Source organism: Nocardia sp. NRRL WC-3656, from assembly GCF_000720265.1.
Taxonomy (GTDB): Bacteria; Actinomycetota; Actinomycetes; order Mycobacteriales; family Mycobacteriaceae; genus Nocardia; species Nocardia nova.
Genome location: NZ_JOJF01000023.1, coordinates 1 through 24,988 on the forward strand (window position 1 = coordinate 1; position 24,988 = coordinate 24,988).

Sequence of the window (24,988 nt, forward strand, 5' to 3'; positions counted from 1 at the left end):
CTGGCGACCGTCCACATCGCTGTCATCAATCAGTGGCTGCGACACGAGTGAGGGCGGCTCAAAGGGCCGCCCTCACTTCACTTCGACACAGAACCTAGGCCCGCACCGGCGGCGCCGGGCCCTCACCGCCGGCGCGCGGTGCCGACGACCAAGGGCACGATGGTCGGTACCACGGTCGGCATCCGGGTGTGTTCGATGACCTCGATATCGAAATCGGCTGCCGCGAGCAGACTTTCGAAGTCGCGATTGGCGTGGCAGCCGTCCGCGAGGCGTCGTTGCAGCGGGGTGAGCAGGTCCTGGACGCCCGCGCGCAGGCCGGTTCCCCGGACATGTTCGTGGAACAGGAAGCGGCCGCCGGGACGCAGTACACGATGGACCTCGCGCAGCGCCCGAGCCGGGTCACGCACCGAGCAGAAGACCAGGGAGGCGGTCACGGTGTCGAAACTGGCCGCCGGGAAGTCCAGCCGGTGCGCGTCGCCGTCCACGACGGTGACGGGTGCGGTGAGGGTGCCGGCGCGGGCTGCCAAGCGGGCGCGCAGCGCCGGATTCGGTTCGAGCAGGACGAGTTCGTCCAGGCCGTCCGGATAGTGCGAGACGGACAGGCCGTCGCCGGCCCCGATTTCGAGGGTGCGACCGGATGCGTGGGTGAGCTGGGCGCGGCGCTGATCGGCCTGTCCGGCCCGATCGACGCGGGCCATGAAGCCCGGATACCAGCTGGCGAAGAATCGTTCGCCGAACGTTGCTGTGGTCATGGTGTACGAGTGTGGCCGGTGACGGCCCTTCGCGTCATGGCCCTTTCGGGCCATAATCGATGCCGGACGATGCGCCGGCCTCGACGGCCGCCGCGCGAGAGGGTGGAGCATGGTGCGCGCCGAGGATCAGGTGATCCACCGGGTGCGGACCGTCGGCGGCGAGGTCGCCTGTTCGGTGGTCGGCAGCGGTCCCGCATTGCTGATCGGCGGGTGGTGGTGCAGCCACCTGATCCTCAACTGGAAGGATCCGCTGTTCCGCGCCTTCGTGTCCCGGCTGGCGACCCGGTTCACCGTCATACGGTACGACCAACCGGGGCGAGGACTGTCCGACGCGGGGGTGCCGGTCGATGCGGACGGCGAAATCGCCGTAACCGCCGACATCGTCGATGCGCTGGGGTTCGAGCGGGTGGCCGTGCTGGGCGCGTCGTCGGGCTCGGCGGTCGCCGCGGGACTCGCGGCCCGGCTGCCCCGCCGGGTGCATCGGCTCGTCCTCTACGGTTCGTTCGCCCGGGGCGTGGACATCGCACCGGACGGTGCGCGCCGAGCGCTGGTGGACGCGATCTCCGCGCACTGGGGATTGGGGTCCCGATTGCTGGCCGATGTGTTCGTGCCCGGCGCCGACAGCGCCGAACGCGAACGGTTCGCCCGATTCCAGCGGCTGTCCGCGACGGCGGAACAGGCCGCCCGATCCTTGGCCGCCACATACGAACTCGACGCCACCGAGTACCTGGCGGCTGTCACCGTCCCGACCACCGTGCTGCATCGCAGGGACGATCGCGCCGTGCCTTTCGCGCTCGGCCTCGACGTCGCCCGCCGGGTGCCCCGCGCGACCTTCGTGGAACTGTACGGCGAGGACCATTTCCCGTGGCGCGGTGATGCGACCTCGGTCGCCGACGCGATTCTGCGCGGGCTGGGATATCCGGTGCGGGCCGAGCCGGCACCGCCGGGGCCCGAGGCGGTGACCGAGCGCGAGCGCGAAATTCTGCGCCTGGTCGCCGAGGGGCTCACCGACGCGCAGATCGGCGAGCGGCTGACCCTCAGTCCGCACACCGTGCATCGGCACATCGCGAACGCGCGCACCAAGCTCGGCGTCCGTTCCCGCGCCGCCGCGTCGGCCGCGATCCGAACGGATCGCCCGGACCGCACATCCTGATCCCGCTTCCACGCCCGGGTTCATCGCGGCGACACCGGGTAGCCCGACAGTGCCGGCCGATCGGACGGCACCGAACGAAGTGGGGAAGGAGACTCGAGATGGTCGGCTATCCACAGAGCACCGGAGTGGACCGGCCCACCGGGCGGGAGGCTCGCCACGGCGGCAGCCGGGTTGCTGGTGACCTCGGCCGTCAGCGTGCGGCGACCGCACGCCGCGGCTGCGCACCAGTGATTCGCGGCGGCGCTCGCTCCCCGGAATGGAGTTGATATGCCCTTCGACCCGATGCGCGCGGCGGCGCGCGTACTGATGGGCTCCACCTACGCCGTACTGGGCGCGGACGCGTTGCGCGAGCCCGGCGCCCGGCCGGAGGCGGCGGCGCCGACTCTCGCGGCGGTGCGCACGGTCGTACCGCTGCCCGAGGACGACAAGCTGCTGGTGCAGGTCAACGCGGGCGTCCAGGTGGCCGCCGGCGTCTTGCTGGCGCTGGGCAGATTACCGCGGCTGTCGGCGCTGGCGCTGGTCGCCTCGATGGTGCCGACAACCATTGCGGGACACGCGTTCTGGGCGCTCGACGACCCCGCGGCGCGCAAGCCGCAGCAGGTGCAGTTCCACAAGAACATGGCGATGATCGGCGGGCTGTTGTTCGTCGCCTCGGAGAAGCGCGGCGGATAGCCGGCACCGGCCGGTTCGCCGCGCTACGGCTGTGCGACCGCGTCCTCGGGTGTGCGCCACACGCCGTCGCGCAGTGTGTCCAGGATCCGGGTCAGCAGTCGTGACACGTGCATCTGCGACACCCCGAAGTGCTCGGCGATCTCCGATTGCGTTTTCGATTCGAAGAATCGCAGGACGAGGATGTCGCGGTCGCGCTGGGGCAGATCGGCGATGAGCGGCCGCACCGCGGCGGCCTGTTCGAGCAGCTCGTAGCAGGGCTCGTCGACACCAAGCGCGACGGCCGCCGTGGACGGCGTGTCGTCGCGTTCGGTGCGCGCGGCGTCGAGGGAGTCGCACTGGTAGACGTTGGCGGCGACCAGCGCCTGGGTGATGTCGATGATGTCGACATCCAGCTCGGCGGCCAGCTCCCGGGCGTTGGGCGCCCGGCCCAGGCGCTGAGTGAGAGGATCGCCGGCCTTGACGATCCGGTGGCGCAGTTCCTTGTAGCGGCGCGGTACCCGGGCCGCCCAGGTGTGGTCGCGGAAGTGCTTGCGCACCTCGCCCATGATCGTGGGGACGGCGAAGCCGAGGAACGGCGCGCCACGTCCCGGGTCGAAGCGGTCCACCGCGAGTACCAGGCCCATGCGGGCGGTCTGCAGCAGATCGTCGTAGGCCTCGCCGCGGTTGAGGTAGCGGCGTGCGATGTGCTCGGCCAGGGGCAAACACAGTTCGATGATGTGTTCGCGCAGTGCCCGCCGGTGCGGGTCGGTGGCGTCGAGGTCGGCGAGTTTGTCGAACCACGGTTCGATGTTGTCGTAGCTGTCGCTACGCGACCGGGCGCCTCCGGTCCGGTGGGTTCGTGCGGGGTGTGTCATTCGGGCCACTCCGTTTCCGTCGTATGCGACGACATGGAGCGAGCACCTCGATCACGCAAGCTCATCGGTGCTGTGCCTGCGCACGGATGTTCGCATTCGGCTATCGTTCGCCTCGGCCTGCGCCGGAGTTTCGAAACAGGTTGGCGCGCAACGCATCTACGTGGTGCACAATCGAACACTGGGGCGGGCGGATGCGCGCCGTTCGCGTACCGAACCGATCCTACGGACCCTCCGGTTTCATCGGTCGAGAACCGGAAAGGATCCGGTATCGGTTGGGCTACGGATCGGATGCCGCTACGCATCGCCTCGGCACAGCCGCCCCGCCGGCGCCGTCGGCAGGGCATCGGCGCAGGTGAGAGGCCCTGCCGAGCGGGGGAGTAGGCTGCGACCATGGTTGGCGGCGGGCAGGATGACGGCGTCGAGCGGGTGGTGGGCGCCGGTGATCCGCAAGGCGTCGGCCGGTTCCGATTCTGGTTCGCCGAACAACGGTGGGAGTGGTCGGACGAGGTGGCCCGCATGCACGGTTACGCCCCGGGGCAGGTCGAGCCGACCACCGAGCTGCTGCTCGAGCACAAGCATCCCGACGACCGAGACCGGGTCGAAGCCACCATCGTCACCTCGGTGGAGGACCACGCACCGTTCTCCAGCAGGCACCGCATCGTCGACACCGGCGGCACGGTCCGCGACGTGCTGGTGGTGTCGGAGCCGATGCTCGATGCGTCGGGTCAGGCGATCGGCACGCAGGGCTACTACGTCGACCTCACCGAATCGGTCGGCCGGGAGCGCCGGCTATTGCTCGAGGAGGAGTTGCCCGCCGTGATCGAGCGCCGGGCGGCGATCGAACAGGCCAAGGGAATACTGATGTTCGTCTACCGGATCTCGGCGGAGCAGGCGTTCCGGGTGCTGGCATGGCGATCCCAGGAAACCAACATCAAATTGCAGGAATTGGCCGCGCACCTCGTCGACGATCTGGACAGCATGCCCCCGGTGCCCGCGCCGACGCGGACCCGTCTCGATCATCTCCTGCTGACGCTCCACCGCCGGGACGAGCAGTAGCCCGTGCGCCATCGGCCGCGTCTACAGCAGCGCGCACTCCAGCAGCAGGAACAGCGGACGAGTGAAATGTTCGTCCCACCAAGGGTTTTCGCGCCGTTGCCGGTCGGAGGGCCGGGGTTCGCGCACGGTGGTGATCGCGAACCCGGCGGTGGTGAGCATTCCGATCGTCGCCTCCAGTGAGTACAGCGCTTGAACCGATGCGGCGGGGGAGCGAGTCCCCGCGACCTCGAACCGCTGTCGCACCGTCCGTCCGGCGAAATAGTCGTCGATCGTGAAACCTGTTCCGGCGCTGGTGCGTTCGCCACGGGCGACATAGAAGCAGGGATGCATCGTCAGCATCACCAGCCGTCCCGACGGACGCAGGACCCGGGCGAATTCGGTGAAGCGCCGCCCCGGCTCGGACAGTCCGTGCGGGAGGCGGTTGACCACCACCAGGTCGACACTGTTGTCGGCCAGCGGCAGTGCGGCCACGTCGGCAAGCCGGAATCGCGCGCGCGACGGATCGTGCGCCGGATGGCTCGCGGCGGCCGCGACGAATTCCGCGCAGGTGTCGACGCCGTGTACGAAACCCGCACCCCGCGTGATCAATTCGCGGGCCAGATACCCTTCACCGCAGCCGGCGTCCAGGATGTGCAGGCCGGTGCACTCGCCGACGAGCGCGAGCAGCGCCGGGTCGGTGAGGCCGCTGCGGTACGGGTCGAGGTCTTCGCGCACGATGCGAATCCAGAACTCGGCGTTGGCCGCGTACGCGTTCGAGACGGGCTCGTCTCCCAGCACATTCGCTCCCCACTGCGATCGGGTCGGAATTCGGAACCGAATTGTAGACGGCGGCGGCATGATCCGCACGGAACACCGTCGCGAAACAATGATGGCTTTGATAGCATTTTCCGAAGCCGGTATTCGCCGGTGGAATGCGGATTCAGGGCGGCCGGGTGCGGCCCGAATATTCATGGCCGGGTCGTATGCGCGCCGGGCCGGAAGGAGTCGGTCGTGGCTCGCATATCGCCCGCGGAAAAGTCGGAGTGGTCGCCGGAACTGGTCGGCTTCATCGGAGAGTTTCGTTCCTCCGTGCTCGGTGACACCCCGGCCGACACCCACCCCGCCGGTGCCAACCTGCTCGGTACGCTCGCGCGATACCCCGCGCTGGCCAAGGCATTCCTGAGCTTCAACGGCCACCTGTTGTACGGATCCACGCTCGACGACCGGCAGCGCGAACTGCTGATCCTGCGCGTCGCCGCCGTCCGGCATTGCGATTACGAATGGGCCCAGCATGCGATTCTCGCCGAAATAGCGGGAATGCCGAAAGCGGAAATAGAAAGGGTCGCGGCGGGGGAACCGGACGATGAATGGGCGACGGCCGAGAAGGCGTTGCTCGTCGCCACCGACGAATTACTGTCCGACGGTGCGGTCGGCGCCGCAACATGGGAGATTCTGGCCGCCGAATTCGAGCCGAATCAGCTCATGGATATCGTCTTCACCGTCGGCACCTACGATATGCTCGCCATGGCCTTGCGATCCTTCGGCGTCGAACCCGAGGACGATCTGAAGCCTTATCTGCCGCGGCATCGGTAACCCGGCGTCCTGCCGGAGGCGGGGCCGGTCCCCGGTGGTGAGGCCGGACGGCAGACCCGGCCCCACCGCGGCCCGCCTCAGGTGTTGCGTCCGCCGTTCACGCCGATCACCTGGCCGGTGATGTAGCCGGCCTCCTCGCTCACCAGGAACGCGCAGGCGGCCGCGATATCCTCCGGCAGCCCGATCCGCCCGACGGGAGTCGCGTCGATCTGCTTGCCGACATCGATGAAGCCGCGCTCGGCGGTGGCTCGCATCATCGGCGTATCGATGAAACCGGGCGGAATCGTGTTGACAGTGATGCCTTTTCGCGCGAACTCCAGCGCGAGCACCTTCGTCAATCCCAGCACCCCGGACTTCGAGGACACATACGCGGCCATCCCCGCCGCGCCGCTGTGCACACTCGACGAGGAGATGTTGACGATGCGTCCCCAGCCCTGCTCGACCATATCGGGCAGCACGGCCTGGCAGCAGTCGAACGTGCCGGTGAGGTTGACCGCCAGCACCCGCGCCCACTGCTGTGCGGTGATGTCGAGAAAAGGCCCGGACGTGGTGATTCCGGCACTGTTGACCAGAATCGAGGGCCGTCCCAGCTCGGCCCGCACCCGCTGCACTCCGGTGTCGATGGCGGCGCGGTCGGATACGTCCACGGCCACCCCGATCGCCTTACCGCCGGCCTCGCCGATCTCCCGCGCCGCGAGATCGGCCGCCGCGCCGTCCACGTCGAACACCGCCACCGGCGAGCCGCCGGCGGCCAGCCGGCGCGCGATCGCGCCGCCGATTCCGGACGCACCGCCTGTCACGATCGCTGTGCGGCCGCTCATTTGATCGACTCCTGCCCGACCAGGGTGGAGCGGTGCATGCGTCGCGGCTGCGATCGATCGAACGGGCAGGCCCGATGCACCAGACCGGTGTTGTCCCAGATCACCATGTCACCCACCGACCACCGATGGGACAGCACCCGGTCCGGGGCGGTCGCCCGCGCCAGCAGATCGTCGAGCAGGGCGCGGCCCTCGTCCTGGTCCATGCCGACCACATGATCCGCCGAGGCGCCGAAAACCAGTGAGCGGCGTCCGGATTCGTGCGTCCACACCAGCGGATGTTCCCGTCCGCCGCGACGCGCCCACTCCCCGAGCTGTTCCGGAGTCGGGTCCGCATACGTCAGCCGCTGAATGGCCTCGAAGCTGTGCCACACCCGCAACCCTTCGAACCGCCGCTTCTCCTCCTCGGACGATTCGTCGTAGGCGACGTACGTGCTGGCGAACGCGGTTTCACCGCCCGTCTCGGTCACCACGTGGGCGCTCATGATGGACGCCTTCGCCGGCACCTCGTCCATGAAACCGTCCAGATGCCAGTAGTCGTTGCTGGCGAAATACTCCACGTTGGGGTTGTCCGGATCGAAGCTGATCTCCATCACATCCGGATTCGGGTACAGCGGAAACTGCACCAGCTCACCGAGTTTGCGGCAGAACGCGGCCTGCGTCTCGTCGTCGGCGTGCAACCGCGGGAACAGCAGCACGCCGTGTTCCTCGAGCGCGGCCAGGCACGCCTGCGGCAGGTCGTCGTCGCTGCGCAGCCGGTCGAGGTCGACATCGTCGACCCGCACGCCGACCGTTTCGCTGAGTTTGGTGGTGGTGATCGCCGGCATCCGATGCTCCTGTCTGTCGATGCTGCGCGGCCGGGGTCAGCCGGGAATGCTGCGGCGCCGCTTGTTGATCAGCGGCCGCTGGTACGAGGGATCCGTGGTGCTGCGCGACGGCACGCCGTTGAGGTGGACGCCGGGGACGTCCGCGAACGGAATCGGCATGGTCGGGGCCAGGCCGGACCATTCGATGACGTTGGTGCGCAGCGCGATTCGCCACTGCCCGGCGCGCCGCTCAAGACGGTCCAGGTAGCGCCCGCCGGCCAGCCAGTTGCTGTCGTCGCGATTGCGGGCGGCGAACAGGTAATAGGTTTCGGTGTGCGCGGTATCGGCCTCGAGATCGCAGGTGTGATTGAGCAGATTGTGCTGGGTGGCCGACTGTCCCTGCTCGTGCATGGCGCGCGCCCAGTCGTAGAGTTCGGCGGGGCCACCCACGAAATCACCGGCCGCGATGGTGGCGTCGTCGTGGAAGGCGGACAGGAACAGTGCGCGGTCGAAGCGGTCCATGCCGCGGCTGAACCGGGTCAGGCAGTCGAGAATGTCCTGCCGGTCGAGCAGGTGGGCGAGGCGATCCTGGCGGTCGGTGGCGGTCATCGTGAGAGTCCTCGGAGGCGAAGCGGTGTCGCGGCGGTGCTCATATCGCCGCCCAGATGGGGGCCCCGCGGGTGGTCCGCAGGGATGGGACGGTGGCTCCGCCGACGTCGGTGACGCTGTAGCGTCGCGCCAATTCGGCGGTGATGTAGGTGCCGCCGGTCAGCGACAGCAGATCCGGGTCGGTGGCGAGTCGCGCGATGACCCGGCCGGGGAACTCGGGCGTGCACGCATCCTGTGGCCGCGTCGACGGTTGCTCGCTCAGGCCGGCGACAGTGGCCAGATTACGTTCGGCGCGCTCGGTGAGGGTCAGTCCCTGCCAGAGCGAAATCGAGGTGACCCCCACGGGTTTCAACTCGACGGCCATATCGCGAGCCATTCGGTCGACCGCGGATTTGGCGGTGCCGAAGACGACACCGTAGGTGTAGGCGACGCCGGTATATCCGGAGATCGCCACGATCAGCCCCGATTGCTGTGGAGCCATGATCCGGGCGGCATGATGGGCGGCCACGAAATTCGAGCGCACCCCGACGTCGACCATCTCCCAATTCGACAGCGGCTTCTCCCAGAACGGCCGCGGATCGGTCAGATCCTCCGGCAGCGAGAAGGCGTTGTTGACCAGGATGTCGAGGCGTCCCTGTTCCATGCGCACCCGCGCGAACAGTGCGGCCACCTGTTCGTCGTCGCCGTGGTCGACGGCGACCGCCACCCCGGTCCCGCCCCGGTCGTCGCACGCCGCGGCGGTCGCGCCGACCGTGCCGGGAAGCGGATGCGATCCAGGGGTGCGGGTTCTGCCGGTCACGTACACCGTGGCGCCCTGTTCGGCGAGCGCGAGCGCGATCCCCTTGCCGATGCCGCGGCTGGCGCCGGTGACGACCGCGACGCGGCCCGTCAGGCTACCCATCGCCGTCTTTCCTGTCGCAGACCATCGTTCACTCCACGCGCCGTTCGAAGAACGCCGTGCTGTGGTCGGCTTTCGTCCGGCCGGTGAAATGGCTGGCCGAGAACGGCGCGCCCATCAGTCCCCGCGACCAGTCGGCCGAGGCGCCGAGATCCTGCGTCCAGTCGTAGAGCATGACCCGCCGCACGATGCGCCAGTGCGTAGCCCGCCGCTCGAACCGATCGAGATAGCGGCCGCCCAGCAGCAGATCGCGATGTTCCCCACCGGTGTCGACGCGGTGATATGCGGTGACGTGCGTTTCCGCCCGCGCCGCGGTGTCGTCGAGTTCGACCAGGGTTTGTCCGAGCACGTGCTGGGTGAGAACGACCGCCGCCGCGCCCGGCGTCACCCAGGCCAGATAGTCGTCGAACGGCCCGGCGAATATGCCGAAATCGACCGTCGCATCGGGCCAGAAGGCCGCGCGGATCGCCTCGGCGTCGCGCCGGTCCTCACCGCGGGCTACGCGGGCCAGCAGGTCCCGTATGGTTTCGCGAGCGATCCACGCCTCCGGGGCGGCGGATACGGCGGTCATCGGACCGCCGCCGCAGCGCGCGAAACACCCGGTGCGGGGCGCGCGGACCCCCTCACGCCCCCTCCTCCGGTGCGTATCCCAGGATCGCCTTCGTCTCGAGGTACTCCTCGAAACCGTATGCGCCCCATTCCCGTCCGTTGCCGCTCTTGCGGTAGCCGCCGAAGGGGCAGGCGAAGTCGAAGCCGTCGTTGATGGCGACCGATCCGGCGCGGATGCGGCGGGCGACCGCGCGCGCCTGGTCGAGGTCGGCTCCCGCGACGAAGCCGGCCAGACCGTATTCGGTGTCGTTGGCGATCTCGATCGCGTGATCGAGATCGTCGTAGCCGAGAATGGTCAGGACCGGCCCGAAGATCTCCTCGCGGGCGATCGTCATATCGTTGCCCACATCGGCGAAAACCGTTGGCTTGACATAGAATCCGACCTCCAGCCCGTCCGGTCGGCCGGTGCCGCCGGTGACGAGGGTGGCGCCCTCCTCGATGCCCTTGCGGATCAATGCCTGGATCTTGTCGAACTGGGCGCCCGACACCACCGGGCCCATGGCGACCTCGCCGGTCGGATCGCCGACGGTGATGCCGGCGGCGGCCTCGCGTGCGGCGTCGATCGCCTCGTTCATGCGGGCGGCGGGGACCAGCATCCGCGATCCGGCGCTGCAGGTCTGGCCGGAATTGTTCATCATCGTCACCACGCCCTTGGCGACGTTGGTGGCGAAATCGGCGTCGTCGAGCACGATATTCGGGCTCTTGCCGCCGAGTTCCTGGGTGACCCGCTTGACGGTGGGCGCGGCGTTGCGGGCGATATCGATACCGGCACGGGTGGAGCCGGTGAAGGAGATCATGTCGATACCGGGGTGGCCCGACAGCGGCACGCCCACGGCCGGGCCGTCGCCCTGCACCAGATTGAACACCCCGGCGGGCACCCCGGCCGCGTCGAGGATCTCGGCGAAGATCTGCCCGGTGAACGGCGACTGCTCCGACGGTTTCAAGATGACGGTGCACCCGGTGGCCAGCGCCGGAAACACTTTGACCGCAATCTGGTTCAGCGGCCAATTCCACGGCGTGATCAGTCCGCACACCCCGATCGGTTCCTCGACCACCAGCGAGGCGCCGTGGCGCTGCTCGAAGCTGTACTCGGCGAGTGCGGCGATCGCGGTATCGAGATGTCCGGCGCCCAGATCGACCTGGAAACCGCCGGCGAGCGCGGCGGGCGCGCCCATCTCCTCGGTGAGCGCCGCCGCCAGATCGTCACGGCGGCGCTGATATTCGGCCGCGACCCCCCGCAACACAGCGAGGCGGTCGGCCACAGTGGTCGCCGACCAGGTCTCGAACGCGCCCCGCGCCGCGGCCACGGCCCGGTCCACGTCCTCGGCCGATCCGGCGGCGACCTTTCCGCAGACCCGTTCGGTCGCCGGGTTGATCACGTCGATGGTCTGCGCGGTCGCCGGTTCGACCCACTGCCCACCGATGTAGAACGTCAGATATTCACGCATGAGCCGCCTGTCCTTCTCTTCGGATGTGCTGTGGGGCATGGGTTGTCGAGCACGGGTCTACTGCATCCCTTCCGCGTACCAGGTGCGGAATTCGTCGTAGCTCGGCATCTCCTCGGAATTGGCCTTCGGATCGACGGCGACGTGCACGACCCCCGGTTTGCCGCTGGCGAAGGCGCGTTTGACGGCCGGTGCGATGTCCTCGTCGCGTTCGACGTATTCGCCGTAGCAGCCGAATCCCTCGGCCACCTTGTCCAGCCGGACCGCGGTGCTCCAGTGCACGCCGGTTTCGAGCGACCCGTGGCCGAAGGTGCGTTTGTAGACGCCGACCTCCAGACCCCAGGCGTAGTCGACGCCGACCACACAGACCAGCGGCAGATTCAGGCGTGCGGCGGTTTCCAGTTCGGCGATCTGAAACTGGAACGAGGAGTCGCCGGTGATCAGCATGACCGGCCGCTTGCCGCCGTCGGCCACCGAGGCGCCGATGGCATACGGCAGCCCGGTGCCCAGATGCCCGAAGTTCTGATTCCACATGACGTCGTGCGGCTTGGCCTGCGAGTACGTCCAGCCGAAAATCGTGGTGGCGCCGCCGTCCCGGGCCATGATGCCGTCGGCGGGAAACGCCTTGGTCGCCTCCACGATCAGGCGTGCGGGATGGACCGGGCTCATCCCGCTGGGCGCGGATTCGGCCAGTTCGGCCAGCCGGGCGGCGTCGCGCTCGATCCAGTCCGCCAGCTCCGGAGACGGAGTGCGGGGAGTGTCGCGCAGTGCGTCGACCAGCTGCGGAACCACCGCCCGCAGGTCGCCGACCAGCGGCACGTCGATGGGACGGTTCACCCCGATGGCGGCCGGATCCTGTTCCACCAGAATCCATGTCCGGTCCGCTTCGCCCGCCTGCCAGTGCCGGCCGCGACCGTAGTGCACGGGTTCGCCGAGTTCGGTGCCGATGGCCAGGCACAGATCGGATTGCACGACCGCTTCCACCGCCGACGGGGAGAAGCCGTAGGGGAAGGTGCGATCCTCGAGGCCGGGAATGTAGGAGGTACCGCCGGAGGTCTGGATCACCGGGGCGGCCATGAGATCGGCCAGTTGCTTCACCGATTCCGCCGCGCGCGCGGTGTGCACGCCGTGCCCGATCAGCAGAATCGGCTGCTTCGCGGCCCGGATGTGCTCGGCCGCTTCGGCGATGCGGTCCTGGCCCGCGGTCTGTCCGACCAGGCGGTACCGGTGCGGTGGCAGCGCCGGTGGCAGATCGAGTTCCTCCTCGATCACATGCGACGGATATTCGATGTACACCGGGCCCGGCGTTCCCGACAGTGCTTTGCGCAGCCCCTCGCGGATGATCTCGTCGGTCTGATCCGCGTATTCGATACTGGCGCTGTACTTCACGGAATTCTCGACCAGACCGGCCTGCTGCACGAACTGGATCCGGCCGCGCCGCACCCGCTGCTCGGTGATCCGGGCCCGCTGCCCGCCCAGGAAGATGATCGGCGAATTCTCCACCTTGGCGCACATGATGGCGCCGGACAGATTCGCGATACCGGGGCCCAGGGTGCCGATGCACACCGCGGCCTTCCCGGTCATCCGCGAGACGCCCTCGGCCATCATTCCGGCCGATTCCTCGTGATGCGGCGCCACCACCTTCCAGCCGCGCTCCTCGGCGCGGTGGAACAGATGGACGAAGTTGGGATCCGGAATGCCGAAGATGGTGTCGATACCCTCGGCCTCGAAAAGTTCGAGTATGCGTTCGTAAACCTTCACTGCTGCTTCCCTTCGGTCGCCATCGCGAAGCTGCGGCCGATGTGGTCGGCGTGCGCGCTCAGCGGCGGCAGGATCCACGAGTTGTCGGTGTTGCGGATGTCGTCGATGCGCGCGGCGACCTCGTCGACGGTCCAGGACGGCTGATACACCCCCGGCGTCTCGGCGATATAGGCCCGCGCCACCCGGCCCGCGATCGCGACGAGCAATTCACCGGTGAGAGAACATGATTCGTGCGCGAGATACGCGACCGCGGGGGCCACCAGTTCCGGGCGCATATCCGGATAGGCGGAGGTGTCGATGCCGGCGGCCATCCGGGTGAGCGCCGAGGGCACGATGATGTTGCAGCGCACGCCCACCTCGGCGCCCTCGAGGGCGACCACATTCGACAGCCCGATCATGCCCGCCTTGGACACGGCGTAATTGGCGACCGCCCGATTGCCGTAGATGCCGCCGATCGAGGAGGTCAGCACCACCCGCCCGTAACCGGCCTCGCTCATGACCGGAAAGGCCGCGCGCACGGTGTGGAAGGCCCCTCGCAGATGCACATCCACCACGGCCTCGAAATCCTCGTAACTCAGCTCGGTCAGCGATCCGTAGCGCACGGTACCGGCGTTGTGGATCAGGATGTCGAGGCGTCCGAACCGGTCCAGCGCCGTGTCGACGATCGCCCGGCCGCCCTCCGGGGTGGCCACCGATGCGGTGCACGCGACGGCCGTGCCGCCCGCGGCGGCGATCTCGGCGACCACCTCGGCGGCGACTCCGGCGTCGGCGTCGTCGCCGCGCATACTGGCACCGCAATCGTTCACGACGACCTTCGCGCCGCGCTCGGCCAGCAGCAGGGCATACGCCCGGCCCAGACCGCGTCCGGCGCCGGTGACCACCGCGACGCGGTCGTCGAATCTCAGTTCGGACAACGATATATCCTCTCGCGCAACATCTTCCGGGTCTAGGTGGTCAGCGTGAGGCCGTCCAGATCGCCGGCGTCACGCCAGGCCTGCAGCAATTCCTCGAGGACATAGAAACCACCCCAGAACGGGTCGCCGAGGAACGAGCGACCGTTGGGCTCCCCCTCGCTGTTGTAATAGCCGGGGGTGCATTCCATGACGAAGGTGCTGTTGTCGACGGTATTGGCTCGAATCGTCTGCACCCATGCCGCTTCGGCCTCCGCCGTCGGCTCCACGCGGGTCGCGCCGCGTGCCTGCGCCTGCGCGATGATGTAGGCGATGTGGTCGGCCTGCTGCTCGTACATCAGCGTGGTGGCCGCGGTGACCCCGCCCTGAATGAAGCCGGTCGCGAAATGGTTCGGGAATCCGTGCGCCATGATTCCGTGCAGCGTGCGAAAACCCTTGCCCCAGTGCTCGTACAGCGATTTCCCGTTACGGCCGGCGAACGGCGCGATGTCGAACTGGCGATCCAGCGCGGTGGTGATTTCGAAGCCGCTGGCGAAGACGATGCAGTCGACCTCGTATTCGACGCCGTGCGCGACGACGCCCTTGGGCGTGATCCGCTCCACGCCCTTGGTGTCGGAGACGTCGACCAGGGTCACATCGGGCCGGTTGAACGTCGGCAGATATTCGTCGTTGAATACCGGCCGCTTACACATGTTGCGGTAGTACGGCTTCAACTTCTCCGCGGTCTCGGGATCGGTGACGATCTGTTCCACGCGCCGGCGCAATCGCTCCATGGCGCGGTAGTCCTCGATTTCCTTGAGCTCGAGGAACGTCGCCGGATCGGCCAGCGCGGCCCAGCCGTCGGTCTCGTTCAGTTTGGCCGCCAGATTGCGGGCGACCTCGGTCCAGCCGTCGCAGATCAGATCCGGTTCGCCGGGGGAGTAGAAGGCGAACGCGGCATTGTGGAAATTGCGCTGCCGTTCGGTGCGCCAGCCCGGCTGCAGCGAGGCCACCCAGTCCGGATCGGTCGGGTGGTTGTCGCGCTCGAAGATATAGGACGGCGTGCGCTGGAAGACCGTGAGATGTTTCGCACCGCGCGCCAGATGCGGAATGACTTGCACTCCGCTGGCGCCGGTGCCGATGACGGCGATCTTCTTGTCGCCGAGGCGATCCAGGCCGCCGTGCAGGTCACCGCCGGTGTAGTCGTAATCCCACCGCGCGGTGTGGAAGGTGTGGCCCTCGAAGTCGGTGATTCCTGGGATGCCGGGCAGTTTCGGCCGGTTGTAGGGTCCCTGGCACATGATCAGGAAGCGGGCGCGGATCTCGTCGCCGCGGTTGGTGGCGATGCGCCAGCGTGAGATCTGCTCGTCCCATTCCAACGCGCGCACCAGCGTATGGAAGATCGCCTTGTCGTAGAGTCCGAAATGTTTACCGATGCGCTGGGCGTGCTCGTAGCATTCGTCGCCGTGGGAGAATTTCTCCTTGGGAATGAATCCGGTTTCCTCGAGCAGGGGCAGATAGCAGTAGGCATCGGAGTCGACCTGGATGCCCGGATACCGATTCCAGTACCAGACACCGCCGAAATCGCCGCCGAGTTCCACGATCCGGAAGTCGGTGACACCGGCCTGCTGCAACCGGTGGGCGGTGATCAGTCCGGCGAATCCACCGCCCAGGATGACGACCTCGATATCGGCGTCGATCGGGGCGCGCGGAACGACCGGCAGGTGCGGGTCGGATTCGTAGAAGTCCGCGAATTCGCCGGCGGCCTCGAGGTACTGCTGCTGGCCCTCCGGGCGTAGCCGCTTGTCACGTTCGGCCAGATACTTCTGCCGCAGGGCCTCTCTGTCGACCTCGGGGGTCCGGGTGGGGGCGCAGGGTTTCATCGGAAAATCCTTGTGGGGGTGGGAGTTCGGGTCATTCGAGGTCGGTCGGCGCGCCGGTGCCCATATACCTCGCGAGGTTGTGGTGCAGGTTGACGATCGTGCGCTCGCGGTACGGATTGGGTTTCGGACCGGAGAAGCCGCGGGATTTCATGCCCTGCTGAACGGCGGCCATATTGTCGAAATCCTGTGGCAGCACGGTCCGCCAGCCCGGATCGCCGACCGGGGTGTAGATCCACTCGGTCTCCGGTTCCGCACCGGACGGGAACAATTCGAAGACCGCGGCCTCGAAGATGCACTTGCCGGGGTCGTAGCCGTAGGGCCGGAATCGGTAGCACAGCATGTTGTTCAGCGCGTGCCCGATCTGGAAATTGGGGAAGATCTGCCAGGCTGTACCGCTTTTCGCGACGATCTCCGGATCCACGGTCGGCCACACCACTCCGCGTTCGGCATCTTCTTTGCGGCAGGTGTCGAGCCAATAGCGCATCACCTGGTCGGGCGGAGTATCGGCGGGGAGTTCGTCGGCGAGGCGATTCGCGACCTCCACCATCGTCTCGGTGGTGTTGGTGTTGGCGTTCTCCCAGGTGAAATTCTGCAGCTGCGCGGTCGAGATCCGGGCGTCGGGACCGGCGCCGATCCGCAGCTTGCCCTGGTTCTCCTCCATCCCTTTCGGAGCGTCGTAGCCGATATTGCTGTGCCGGCCCTGGGCGCGGCCCCAGCCGAGGAAATTGCCGAAATTCATGAATTCCGGATGGGTGTAGGGGACGTGATAGGTCTCCATGAACGCCTCGAAGGCGACCTTCCAATTGCAGTCGAAGGTCAGCCACCGCCGCCAGCGGTACCGCATGTTCTCCAGGTGGAACGGATCCAGCAGGGAGGCAGCGGGTTCCAGATAATCGCGCAGCGATTCGCAGTCGGGATCGAGATTGATCCAGACCCAGCCGCCCCAGGTGTCGACGCGCACCGGCGCCAAACCGTCGTTGCGTTCGGTCAGTCCGCAGGTCCAGTCGCCGCGTTCGGGCACGAAGGTGTTGCGGCCTTCGAGGTCGTAGCGCCAGCCGTGGAATCCGCAGACGAACTGTTTGCGCTGCCCGTGTGCGTCATGGGCTCCGGGCGGGGTGTCGACCAGGCGTCGCCCACGGTGCGCGCACACATTGTGATAGGCGCGCAACGTATCCGGCGCCGTGCGCACGACGATGATCGAGTCGTCGAGGATGTCGTAGGTGAGGAAATCGCCGACGCGGGGCAGCTCCTCGACGCGGCACACCTGCTGCCACACCTTCGCCCACAGCTTGTCGCCCTCGGCGCGGGCGTACTCGGGACCGATGTAGGCCTCGACGCCGATCGTCATGGGTGTCGACAACGGTGGCGCCGCGGTCGTCTCGGTGATGCTGTCGGCAGTTTCGGTCATGACTTCTCCTGACGGCGTCTCAGCGTGTGATGGCGGCACGGAACCCGTCGTCCTCGAGGAACAACGAGGTGTTGTCCGCGCCCAGATGGGTCCATTTCAAGTTCAGCCCGCCGTCGACCAGCACGGTCTGCCCGGTGATGTAGCTGGAGAGTTCGGACAGCAGGAACAGGATCGGCCCGGCCTGTTCGTCCGGCCGGGCGCGGCGGCCCATGGCGATGGCACGGCGATCGCGCTCGGGATCGGCGCCCACGTAGGTGCCCGAGGCCGGGGTCGCGGTGACGCCCGGGGCGACCGCGTTGACGCGAATTCCGTCGAGTGCCAGTTCGGCGGCCAGGGTCCGGGTCGTGGCCACGAGTGCAGCCTTCGCGGTGCCGTAGGCGATGTGGAAGGGGGCGGCGTTCATCCCGCTGATCGACGACAGCGACACGATGGATCCCGGCAGCCCCCGCGATCTCAGTTCGGCGGCGACCGCCTGGCTGAAGAAGAACATCGTCTCCAGATTCCATTCGAGCAGCGCCCGCCAGTCCGCGCGGGTGACCCGGGTCGCCGGCATCCAGGTCGCGGGTGCGGCGCCGCCGGCGATATTGACCAGGCCGTACAGGTCGCCCTCGGCCGCGCGCGCGTGATCGAGCACCGTCGCGATGCCCTCGTCGGTGGCGGCGTCGGCGGCCACCGGCACGATCGGAAGTCCTTGTGCCGCAAGCGGTGCGATATCGGCGTCGAGTTTGTCGCGGGAGCGGCCCACCGCGATCACCCGGGCGCCCGCCTCGGCGATGCGGCGAGTGACCGCCGTGCCGATGCCGCCTCCGCTGGCGCCGGAGACGATGACGACCCGGCCGTCGAGCCCGAAGAAGTCGTTGACCGTCATCGTTCTGACCGGCCGTCGCGCCGGATCGCGAGGACGCTGCCCTCGGCATCACCGGAGAGGTAGAGCGTGCCGTCGGGCCCGGCGGCGATGCCGCTGAACGGTCCCTGGGGTCCGGAGAACGGCAGCAGGCCCTTCAACGGTTTGGGCGTCACCCCGGGCGGGGCGCCCACCGGCAGATTCCGCGCGATCACCTGGCGCGCTTCGGTTGTCGGATCCAGGCCGATCAATTCCTTGGCCTCGACATCCACGATGTACACGACACCGGCGTGGACCGCCAGCCCGTGCGGCCGCCCTAGCCCGTCGGCCACCGTATCCACCGTCGAACCGTCGATCGCCGCCACCCGGCCCGCGCCTGCCTCGGCGACCAGGCAGATGCCGGACGCCGTGAATGCCACGCCCATCGGATCGTGCAGTCCGCTCGCCAGCAGTTCGGTGCGCCCATCGCGTACCGCGTGCACGGTGCCGGTGCCCCGGTCGGCGACCGCGACGGTGCCGTCGGGTGCGACCGCCACACCGTAGAGCTGGTCGAGCCCGTCGACGAGCACCTCGCTCTCGCTGGCGGCCGGGCGATAGCGCGAGACCGACCCGTTGCCGGTGACGATGAGCTCACCGTCGCCCGTCGCGGTGAGTCCGCGGATATAACCGGGGTAGCCGGGGCTGAAAAGCATTCCGGCGGTATACAATTCGCCCCCCGGCGGGACGGCGAGCAGGAAGGTGCCGTCCGCGATGTAGAGGGTTCCGTCCGGGCCGACGGTCAGGTCCAGCGGCCAGGTCAGTCCGTCGGCGAGGGCGGTGCGGGTGGCGCCGCCGGCGAGGATTTCGGTGATCTTGCCGGTGAAACTGGAGACGAACAGCCGCTCGCCGACGAAGGTCAGATTGTCCAGGCCCGGCCCGACGGTCGCGAGGACGGTTCGCTCGCCGTTGCGCGGATCGATCCGGAGTACCTCACCGGTGGCGACCTGGGTGGAGACGATGCAGCCGGTGGCATCGAATTTGACCGCGTCCGGTCCGCCCAAATCGGCCGCGACCCGCTCGGGTTCGCCGCCGTCGGGATCGATGCGCCAGATCTCGTTGCTGCCCAGCAGCGGATAGTAGAGCTTGCCGTCGGGCCCGACCTCGAGGGCGTTCGGCATCGGCAGGCCGTCCAGCAGCACCCGCGGCGCGCCGCCGGCCGGGTCCACTTCCATCAGCCGCCCGCCCGGGCGGCATTCGTCGACGAACAGCCGGCCCCGGTGAAAGGTGATGCCGTTCGCGCCGGGGAGATCGTCACGCAGCACCCGGGTTTCGCCCTTGCCGTCGCGAATGCTGACGCGGCCGTCGTAGTACTCGGTGATGTAGAGCTCACCGTCGGGTGCGAAGGCGATGTCGTCGGGCGCGACGATATCGCTGCCCATGGCGCTGATCGTCTCCAGATCGCCGGAATTCGGGTCCAGGGCGCTGATCTGGCTGCCCGCCACCTGCGCGACGTAGATCCGCCCGTCGGCGCCGGTGCGAATGCCGTTGGCGCCGAACAACCTGCTCGGTGCGGTGATGCGGTCGAGGGTCCACCCGTCGGCGACGCTCGCCGCGGTCGAGGTGAGGTAGCGCGCCGGTGTAGTCACCGCGAAGCCTCCGTAGTGCTCTGGGAAGTTCTGGGACGAGGAATCACTCGATTCGGTGTCGGCACCGGGTCTCGCCGCGAGACGATAGTGATGTATGACACCTTCTCGTTTGTGGAGAGCGTAGTTCTCCATTTCCGATCATTCAAGTGTTGTTATCATTGACAGGATTGCCGTAGCATGCGCGAGCTACCGACCGTCACCTGCGGTGATGCGGCTTAGGGGAGTACGGGACCGCCGTGGGTGCGGTGTATTTCGCGGTCGGCCCGTTGCCGGCGGCGATGATTCCCGATGTCGGGTGCAGTCTCAGCCTGGTTTCGGCGGCGCTGCTCGTGCGCGGACTGCTCGCGCGGCCGGGATGGCCCCCTTGACAGGCCGGCTGGTCTCACGCTTCGGCGTGCGGACGACCGTGCGGGGCGGTGGCGTGACCAACTCGGGTGCAGGGCTGTACACCGGCCGACGCCCGGCCGGCGCCGACCAGGGAGCGATCAGACCGGATAACCGGATTCGGGTGGGCGCGGGGCGTTTTCGGGTTCGCGCGGCCCCTGGTCCAGCCGGAAGGGCGGGTACTCGTCGCGCATCAGCGACACGTAGGCCCGGACTCGCAGCGTCCACCGATTCATGCCGAGTACGAAGGCGAACAGGCCGTTCGGATAGCGACCGGTGAACAGCAGCGCGATCGCCGCGATCAGCACGAGGATGCCGAGCAGCGGAATCCAGATGACGGCGGTCCCCTCGTCGTCACTGCCCAAATACCGCGAGCTGCCGACGAACGCCCAGACGATCAGATACTGGGGGATCGCCAGCAACCACCATTTGATCAGGACCAGACCCCGGTGCAGCCGCTCGGGATAGTCGACCTCGAGGTCGGCCGGATAGTTCTCGTCCGGCCGCAGACTGAACGGCGGGTACCGGTCGGTGCCGAGTGCCGAGAGCGCGTAGAACCGCACACGCCACGACCAGCGCAGGACACCGACGGTGAAATCGAACAGTCCGCGGGGATAGCGGCCGGTGATCAGGATGGCGAAGAACGCGATGACCGTCACCACCGCATAGGCGATACTCAGGAAGAACAGCACGATGTAGTGCGGGATCGCGAGAATCCACTTGACGATCCACTGCCAGCGCGACAGCGCGGGATCCAGATCGCCGCGCACGCGGACCGGGTAGGGAGATGCCTCGGGTTGCATGTCACGCTCCTCTCGGCGGTCGCGGCCCAGCCGAGCCGCGTCGGATATGCACGATTGTTTCGCATTCACGCTGCGCACAGGGGCAATTCGGGCCGGTGCGGCGTCACCGGGCCGGCACACGCGGCCGTGCCGGGGAATACTCGGCGGCGAGAGTGAGGTTCGGCCTCGTATGAAGATCGGAGTCAACACCTTCCTGACCGATGAGGGCATCGGTCCCCGGGTTCTCGGACCCGCGCTCGAGGAGCGCGGATTCGAATCGCTGTTCCTCGCCGAACATTCCCACATTCCGGCGAGCCGGGAAACGCCGTACCCGGGTGGCGGTGAGCTGCCGCGCGTCTACTACCGCACCTTCGATCCGTTCGTGGCGCTCGCCGCGGTGGCGGTCGTGACCGAACGCCTGGTGCTCGGCACCGGGGTCACCCTGCTGATCCAGCGCGATCCGATCCACACGGCCAAGGAGGTGGCCACCCTCGACCATCTCTCCGGTGGGCGGGTGGTCTTCGGCGTCGGCGTCGGCTGGAACCGCGAGGAGATGGCCGACCACGGCACCGACCCGCGCACGCGCGGAGCCCTGCTCGACGAGCAACTGGCCGCGATCCGGGCGATCTGGACCCAGGATCTGGCCGAATACCACGGCCGCTTCGTCGATTTCGATCCGATCTTCGCCTGGCCGAAGCCGGTGCAGCGTCCGCATCCGCCGATCTTCGTCGGTGGCGGGGAGGTCGCGGCCCGGCGTGCGGTGCGCCTCGGTATCGGCTGGGTGCCCAACGGCGTATCCGACCCGGCGCAGGTGCCGGACCAACTGGCGGCCGTCGGCGACAGCGGCATCCCGATCGCGATCACGCCGGTCGCGCCCGATCCCGCATTGCTGGATGCCTATGCCGAGGCCGGTGTGCAGCGGGTGACCCTGGCACTGCCGACCCTGCCGGAATCGGAATCGCTGCGCGCCCTCGACGAATTCGCGGTCGTCGCCGAGCGCTACCGCGACTGAGGTGTGTTGCCGGGCGGCGCCGTGACGGCATACTCACGGCGCTGCCCGCACCTGTGGAGACGGCGCGTGGCCGATCCGAATGCGCTGCGCCCGTGAGCTTTTCGATCGGTATCTACAGTCTCGCGCGGGGACCCGCGGCGATGGCCTGACGTGCCAGATCAGAGGACGCGTTCACCACACCCGCGTCGTAGCGCTCCAGCACAACGGACTGGGTCGCGCGCAGGTGGGCGCGGGCCAGGCGTTCGGCCTCGGCGTCGTCGCCGTCGGCGATCGCGGTGACCAGGCGGGCGTGCACCCGGGCGGCGTCGTGGGCCTGCGGTTTCGACGGGTACTCACCGCGCCGGGTGAGCGTCTCGGCCCAGGCCTGCTCCTGCGCCGACCACAGGGTGACCAGGCTCGACACCACGCAGCGCACGGTCGCGTTCGGGGTGAAAGCGACCACCAGATCGTGGAATTCGCGGGCGGTGCGGGTGAAGGCGACACCGTCGCCGACCACTTCTTCGCAGGCGTGGATATTGGCCTCGAGCGCCGGGACCACCACCTCCGCGCGATCGGGCCGGCGAGCGCATTCGGCGGCGCACAGCGGTTCGAGCATCTGCAAGGCGGCGGCCAGATCGCCGAGGGTGACCCGCGCCCCTTGCAGCGCCAGACCCAGGTGATAGGCGGCGGAGGATTCGTCGGGCCGGTGGACCTCCGCGCCGCCGACATTGCCGCGCCGCACGGTGACCAGTCCCTCGGTCTCGAGGATGCGCAGCGATTCCCGGATCGAGGGATAGCTGACGCCGAATTCCTTCACCAGCTGGTCCTGGGTGGGCAGGCGATAGTCGTCGTCGCCGGACAGGATGCGGGTGCGCAGCTCGGAGGCGACCGTTTCGGCGATGCGGCGCTGCGGAATCCGCCCGCGACGCGCGGTGGTCACGCGGGCTGCCTTTGGTCCATGCACGGATTCTAACCAGCTGGTGCTGACCATTCAAATATTGCTATCCTTATGAGGATTGACGTACCGTCGTGTGATGGACTTCACGATGGGGGAGGCCGCCGACGCGCTGCGAGATGAATTGCGGGGCTTGGTGTCCCAGCACGTCCCCGCCGATTTCCTGGGCGCCTTCACCGACGATCCGGCAGATCTCGCGGTCGCGCAGCGTTTCTGCGGAGTTCTGGCCGAGCGCGGGCTCCTGTGCGCGGCGTGGCCCCGGGAATTCGGCGGGCGCGGCGGATCGGTGTGGGAGCAGACGGTGGTCCGCGAGGAGATGTGGGCCCATCACGAGCCGCGCGGCGCCCAGTACATGGGGGTCAACTGGGTGGGGCCGGCGCTGATGCGGCACGGCACCCCACAACAGCGGCGCACCCACCTGCCGCCCATAGCGCGCGGCGAGGTGATCTGGTGTCAGGGATTCAGCGAACCCGAGGCGGGGTCGGACCTGGCCTCGCTGCGCACCACCGCCCGCCGCGACGGCGACGGCTGGCTGGTCAGCGGCCAGAAGATCTGGACCTCCTACGCCACCATGGCGCAGTGGTGTTTCCTGTTGGCGCGCACGGCCACCGGTGAACGCAAGCAGCAGGGGCTGACCATCTTCCTGGTGCCGATGACCGCGCCGGGGGTCCAGGTCCGGCCGATCCGGGCCATGATGGGGCCGCATCATCTGAACGAGGTCTTCTTCGACGAGTTGCGGGTCACCGAGGCCGATGTGCTCGGCACGGTCGGCGACGGCTGGAAGGTCGTGCAGGAGGTGCTGGCCTTCGAACGCGTCGGCATCGCCCGCTATGCCCGGTGTGAGCGACTGCTGCGTGCGGCGCCGGAGGTGCTGGGCGATCGCTGGGCGGAGGTGCCGGCCGAATTGCGCGGGCGCTGGGCGCGCATGCTGGTGCACTGCCGCCGCGCGCGGTTGCTGGCCTACCGGGTGGTCGCCATGCAGCACGAGGACCGGGTGGCGCCCGGCGACGCCGCCGCCTATCGGATCGCGGTCACGCGGCTCGACCAGGACAGTGCCGAAGTTCTCACCGAACTGGCCGATCAGCTCGACACCGCACCGGATGCGCAGCGCGAGAGCTGGTTTCGCCGTGCTGTCGCCGATCATTGGCGGTATTCGCAGGCCGCGACCATCGCCTCGGGAAGTATCGAAATGCAGCGGCTGTTGTTGTCGCGGGCACTGCTGGGGGCGTCGTGAACATCGATTTGAGCCGGGAGGCCGCCGACTACGGCCGGGAGGCGAGCCGTGCCTTCGAGGCCGCGGGCGGGGATCGGCTGATCCAGGACGCCGAGGCCCATCCGTCCCGTCGTGCGCAGCTCGTCGCGCCCGTGCTGGCCGGACTCGGTGTGTGGGAGCTGGATCCGCGTCGCGACCGCGACGATCTGGAGGCCGCCGGGGCGCTGTGCCGCAGTGCCGGCTACTGGGCGCTGCCGTATCCGCTGGCCGAACGGCTGGCACGGCCGCTCGACGCCGACGCCGACGGTCTGGTGGTGGTCACCGAATCGCGTCCTCGCGGCGCGGTCGCCGAGCTGGACGTGTGGTGGGCGGCAGTCACGGTGGAGGGCAAGCTCTTCCAGGCGCGGGCGCGGCCCGACGGTGCGTTGCCACGGACCTCCGCCTTCGTGACACCCTTGGCGCTGACCTCGGTCGGGGCGGCCGGCAGCGCGGATGCGGCCCTCGCGCTGACACTGAGCTGCTGGACGCTGCTGGGCATGCTGGACCGCGCCATCGATCTCACCCGCTCCCACGTCCTGATGCGCACCCAGTTCGGACAGCCGCTCGCGAAATTCCAGGGCGTGCAGTTTCAGCTCACCGACGCCGAGGTCGAACGCAGTGGGGTGGACGTCCTCGCGAAATACGCCTTGTGGAGCGTCCAGTGCGGCGGGGAGGATGCTCTCGGCGACGCGCTCGCGGCGCGGGTGGCCGCGCTCGATGCCGCGGAAACCGTCTTCCGGGTCGCCCACCAGCTGCACGGGGCCGTCGGCTTCTGCGACGAATCGCCGCTGTCGTGGTTGTCGCGCTACAGCCTGCCGCTGCGCCGGCTGCCGTGGGCGAGTTCCGGTACCCGCGATCGACTGACCCGCCATCTCGGCACGCGGGGACTGCCCGGGCCGTTCGACGGCGAGGAGGCAGTCGATGCGACATGGCAGTGAGTGCAACTGTGCGTCGAATGCGAAAGTGCGG

Annotated in this window: 24 protein-coding genes; 7 read left to right on the top strand and 17 right to left on the bottom strand. The window is 68.3% G+C overall.

Annotated elements, in window-relative coordinates; translation table 11 throughout:
• Window positions 1-122: 122 nt before the first annotated feature.
• Window positions 123-752 carry a class I SAM-dependent methyltransferase gene (locus IG65_RS0125475; protein ID WP_030517481.1) on the bottom strand — a complete coding sequence of 210 codons (630 nt, stop codon included), beginning with the start codon at window positions 750-752 and terminating at the stop codon, window positions 123-125.
• A gap of 109 nt (window positions 753-861) precedes the next feature.
• Here IG65_RS0125475 and IG65_RS0125480 point away from each other — a divergent pair, with 109 nt between their 5' ends.
• Both IG65_RS0125480 and IG65_RS0125485 read left to right on the top strand, forming a co-directional pair.
• Complete coding sequence (locus IG65_RS0125480) at window positions 862-1,905, top strand: alpha/beta fold hydrolase (RefSeq protein WP_030517482.1); 1,044 nt, start codon at window positions 862-864, stop codon at window positions 1,903-1,905.
• A gap of 267 nt (window positions 1,906-2,172) precedes the next feature.
• Window positions 2,173-2,577, top strand: coding sequence for a DoxX family protein (locus IG65_RS0125485; RefSeq protein ID WP_051756854.1), 405 nt, complete (start codon window positions 2,173-2,175; stop codon window positions 2,575-2,577).
• A gap of 23 nt (window positions 2,578-2,600) precedes the next feature.
• Here IG65_RS0125485 and IG65_RS0125490 read toward each other — a convergent pair whose 3' ends face one another.
• The gene (locus IG65_RS0125490) at window positions 2,601-3,431 is read right to left on the bottom strand and encodes an RNA polymerase sigma factor SigF (protein ID WP_051756855.1); all 831 of its coding nucleotides are present in this window, start codon (window positions 3,429-3,431) and stop codon (window positions 2,601-2,603) included.
• 390 nt (window positions 3,432-3,821) lie between these two features.
• Between IG65_RS0125490 and IG65_RS0125495 the strand changes: the two genes are divergently transcribed.
• On the top strand, window positions 3,822-4,487 hold the full coding sequence (locus IG65_RS0125495; RefSeq protein WP_030517485.1) for a PAS and ANTAR domain-containing protein: 666 nt from the start codon (window positions 3,822-3,824) through the stop codon (window positions 4,485-4,487).
• 21 nt (window positions 4,488-4,508) lie between these two features.
• Here IG65_RS0125495 and IG65_RS0125500 read toward each other — a convergent pair whose 3' ends face one another.
• Window positions 4,509-5,264 carry a class I SAM-dependent methyltransferase gene (locus IG65_RS0125500; RefSeq protein ID WP_197039915.1) on the bottom strand — a complete coding sequence of 252 codons (756 nt, stop codon included), beginning with the start codon at window positions 5,262-5,264 and terminating at the stop codon, window positions 4,509-4,511.
• Window positions 5,265-5,477: 213 nt separating this feature from the next.
• Here IG65_RS0125500 and IG65_RS0125505 point away from each other — a divergent pair, with 213 nt between their 5' ends.
• Complete coding sequence (locus IG65_RS0125505) at window positions 5,478-6,059, top strand: carboxymuconolactone decarboxylase family protein (RefSeq protein WP_030517487.1); 582 nt, start codon at window positions 5,478-5,480, stop codon at window positions 6,057-6,059.
• Between the two features lie 77 nt (window positions 6,060-6,136).
• On the opposite strand, the gene IG65_RS0125510 is transcribed toward IG65_RS0125505, so the two are convergent.
• The 13 genes from IG65_RS0125510 to IG65_RS0125575 form a co-directional block, all read right to left on the bottom strand.
• A complete protein-coding gene (locus IG65_RS0125510; RefSeq protein ID WP_030517488.1) occupies window positions 6,137-6,880 on the bottom strand; it encodes an SDR family NAD(P)-dependent oxidoreductase in 744 nt (247 codons plus the stop codon).
• Complete coding sequence (locus IG65_RS0125515) at window positions 6,877-7,704, bottom strand: TauD/TfdA family dioxygenase (protein WP_030517489.1); 828 nt, start codon at window positions 7,702-7,704, stop codon at window positions 6,877-6,879. The genes IG65_RS0125510 and IG65_RS0125515 overlap by 4 nt, the downstream gene beginning before the upstream one ends.
• Before the next feature lie 36 nt (window positions 7,705-7,740).
• The gene (locus tag IG65_RS0125520; RefSeq protein ID WP_030517490.1) at window positions 7,741-8,292 is read right to left on the bottom strand and encodes a nuclear transport factor 2 family protein; all 552 of its coding nucleotides are present in this window, start codon (window positions 8,290-8,292) and stop codon (window positions 7,741-7,743) included.
• Between the two features lie 40 nt (window positions 8,293-8,332).
• The gene (locus tag IG65_RS0125525) at window positions 8,333-9,193 is read right to left on the bottom strand and encodes an SDR family NAD(P)-dependent oxidoreductase (RefSeq protein WP_030517491.1); all 861 of its coding nucleotides are present in this window, start codon (window positions 9,191-9,193) and stop codon (window positions 8,333-8,335) included.
• Between the two features lie 28 nt (window positions 9,194-9,221).
• Window positions 9,222-9,761 carry a nuclear transport factor 2 family protein gene (locus IG65_RS0125530; RefSeq protein WP_030517492.1) on the bottom strand — a complete coding sequence of 180 codons (540 nt, stop codon included), beginning with the start codon at window positions 9,759-9,761 and terminating at the stop codon, window positions 9,222-9,224.
• A gap of 52 nt (window positions 9,762-9,813) precedes the next feature.
• Window positions 9,814-11,247: an aldehyde dehydrogenase family protein gene (locus IG65_RS0125535; RefSeq protein WP_030517493.1), complete on the bottom strand. Its 1,434-nt coding sequence runs from the start codon at window positions 11,245-11,247 to the stop codon at window positions 9,814-9,816.
• A 57-nt stretch (window positions 11,248-11,304) separates the two neighbouring features.
• Window positions 11,305-13,005, bottom strand: a complete 1,701-nt coding sequence (locus tag IG65_RS0125540; RefSeq protein WP_030517494.1) for a thiamine pyrophosphate-binding protein — start codon at window positions 13,003-13,005, stop codon at window positions 11,305-11,307.
• Window positions 13,002-13,919: an SDR family NAD(P)-dependent oxidoreductase gene (locus IG65_RS0125545; protein WP_030517495.1), complete on the bottom strand. Its 918-nt coding sequence runs from the start codon at window positions 13,917-13,919 to the stop codon at window positions 13,002-13,004. Before IG65_RS0125545 ends, IG65_RS0125540 begins: the two co-directional genes overlap by 4 nt.
• Before the next feature lie 32 nt (window positions 13,920-13,951).
• A complete protein-coding gene (locus tag IG65_RS0125550) occupies window positions 13,952-15,778 on the bottom strand; it encodes an NAD(P)/FAD-dependent oxidoreductase (protein WP_030517496.1) in 1,827 nt (608 codons plus the stop codon).
• 31 nt (window positions 15,779-15,809) lie between these two features.
• Window positions 15,810-17,186, bottom strand: a complete 1,377-nt coding sequence (locus IG65_RS0125555) for an SRPBCC family protein (protein WP_030517497.1) — start codon at window positions 17,184-17,186, stop codon at window positions 15,810-15,812.
• Between the two features lie 19 nt (window positions 17,187-17,205).
• A complete protein-coding gene (locus IG65_RS0125560; RefSeq protein ID WP_030517498.1) occupies window positions 17,206-18,054 on the bottom strand; it encodes an SDR family NAD(P)-dependent oxidoreductase in 849 nt (282 codons plus the stop codon).
• Window positions 18,051-19,655, bottom strand: coding sequence for an SMP-30/gluconolactonase/LRE family protein (locus IG65_RS0125565; protein ID WP_030517499.1), 1,605 nt, complete (start codon window positions 19,653-19,655; stop codon window positions 18,051-18,053). Before IG65_RS0125565 ends, IG65_RS0125560 begins: the two co-directional genes overlap by 4 nt.
• Before the next feature lie 485 nt (window positions 19,656-20,140).
• Window positions 20,141-20,842 carry a DUF4389 domain-containing protein gene (locus IG65_RS0125575; RefSeq protein ID WP_030517500.1) on the bottom strand — a complete coding sequence of 234 codons (702 nt, stop codon included), beginning with the start codon at window positions 20,840-20,842 and terminating at the stop codon, window positions 20,141-20,143.
• 169 nt (window positions 20,843-21,011) lie between these two features.
• Between IG65_RS0125575 and IG65_RS0125580 the strand changes: the two genes are divergently transcribed.
• Window positions 21,012-21,833, top strand: coding sequence for an LLM class F420-dependent oxidoreductase (locus IG65_RS0125580; RefSeq protein WP_030517501.1), 822 nt, complete (start codon window positions 21,012-21,014; stop codon window positions 21,831-21,833).
• Between the two features lie 112 nt (window positions 21,834-21,945).
• On the opposite strand, the gene IG65_RS0125585 is transcribed toward IG65_RS0125580, so the two are convergent.
• Window positions 21,946-22,752 (bottom strand): FadR/GntR family transcriptional regulator, encoded by an 807-nt coding sequence (locus tag IG65_RS0125585; protein ID WP_030517502.1) that lies wholly within the window; start codon window positions 22,750-22,752, stop codon window positions 21,946-21,948.
• 94 nt (window positions 22,753-22,846) lie between these two features.
• On the opposite strand from IG65_RS0125585, the gene IG65_RS0125590 reads away from it, so the two are divergent.
• A complete protein-coding gene (locus IG65_RS0125590; RefSeq protein WP_030517503.1) occupies window positions 22,847-24,001 on the top strand; it encodes an acyl-CoA dehydrogenase family protein in 1,155 nt (384 codons plus the stop codon).
• On the top strand, window positions 23,998-24,957 hold the full coding sequence (locus IG65_RS0125595) for an acyl-CoA dehydrogenase family protein (protein WP_036525696.1): 960 nt from the start codon (window positions 23,998-24,000) through the stop codon (window positions 24,955-24,957). The genes IG65_RS0125590 and IG65_RS0125595 overlap by 4 nt, the downstream gene beginning before the upstream one ends.
• Window positions 24,958-24,988: the final 31 nt, after the last annotated feature.

Excerpts from the sequence above, each read along its gene's own strand:
- IG65_RS0125475 (WP_030517481.1), bottom strand. The coding sequence starts at position 752 with ATGACCACAGCAACGTTCGGCGAACGATTCTTCGCCAGCTGGTATCCG.
- IG65_RS0125480 (WP_030517482.1), top strand. The coding sequence starts at position 862 with ATGGTGCGCGCCGAGGATCAGGTGATCCACCGGGTGCGGACCGTCGGC.
- IG65_RS0125485 (WP_051756854.1), top strand. The coding sequence starts at position 2,173 with ATGCCCTTCGACCCGATGCGCGCGGCGGCGCGCGTACTGATGGGCTCC.
- IG65_RS0125490 (WP_051756855.1), bottom strand. The coding sequence starts at position 3,431 with ATGACACACCCCGCACGAACCCACCGGACCGGAGGCGCCCGGTCGCGT.
- IG65_RS0125495 (WP_030517485.1), top strand. The coding sequence starts at position 3,822 with ATGGTTGGCGGCGGGCAGGATGACGGCGTCGAGCGGGTGGTGGGCGCC.
- IG65_RS0125510 (WP_030517488.1), bottom strand. The coding sequence starts at position 6,880 with ATGAGCGGCCGCACAGCGATCGTGACAGGCGGTGCGTCCGGAATCGGC.
- IG65_RS0125515 (WP_030517489.1), bottom strand. The coding sequence starts at position 7,704 with ATGCCGGCGATCACCACCACCAAACTCAGCGAAACGGTCGGCGTGCGG.
- IG65_RS0125520 (WP_030517490.1), bottom strand. The coding sequence starts at position 8,292 with ATGACCGCCACCGACCGCCAGGATCGCCTCGCCCACCTGCTCGACCGG.
- IG65_RS0125525 (WP_030517491.1), bottom strand. The coding sequence starts at position 9,193 with ATGGGTAGCCTGACGGGCCGCGTCGCGGTCGTCACCGGCGCCAGCCGC.
- IG65_RS0125530 (WP_030517492.1), bottom strand. The coding sequence starts at position 9,761 with ATGACCGCCGTATCCGCCGCCCCGGAGGCGTGGATCGCTCGCGAAACC.
- IG65_RS0125535 (WP_030517493.1), bottom strand. The coding sequence starts at position 11,247 with ATGCGTGAATATCTGACGTTCTACATCGGTGGGCAGTGGGTCGAACCG.
- IG65_RS0125550 (WP_030517496.1), bottom strand. The coding sequence starts at position 15,778 with ATGAAACCCTGCGCCCCCACCCGGACCCCCGAGGTCGACAGAGAGGCC.
- IG65_RS0125555 (WP_030517497.1), bottom strand. The coding sequence starts at position 17,186 with ATGACCGAAACTGCCGACAGCATCACCGAGACGACCGCGGCGCCACCG.
- IG65_RS0125560 (WP_030517498.1), bottom strand. The coding sequence starts at position 18,054 with ATGACGGTCAACGACTTCTTCGGGCTCGACGGCCGGGTCGTCATCGTC.
- IG65_RS0125575 (WP_030517500.1), bottom strand. The coding sequence starts at position 20,842 with ATGCAACCCGAGGCATCTCCCTACCCGGTCCGCGTGCGCGGCGATCTG.
- IG65_RS0125580 (WP_030517501.1), top strand. The coding sequence starts at position 21,012 with ATGAAGATCGGAGTCAACACCTTCCTGACCGATGAGGGCATCGGTCCC.
- IG65_RS0125590 (WP_030517503.1), top strand. The coding sequence starts at position 22,847 with ATGGACTTCACGATGGGGGAGGCCGCCGACGCGCTGCGAGATGAATTG.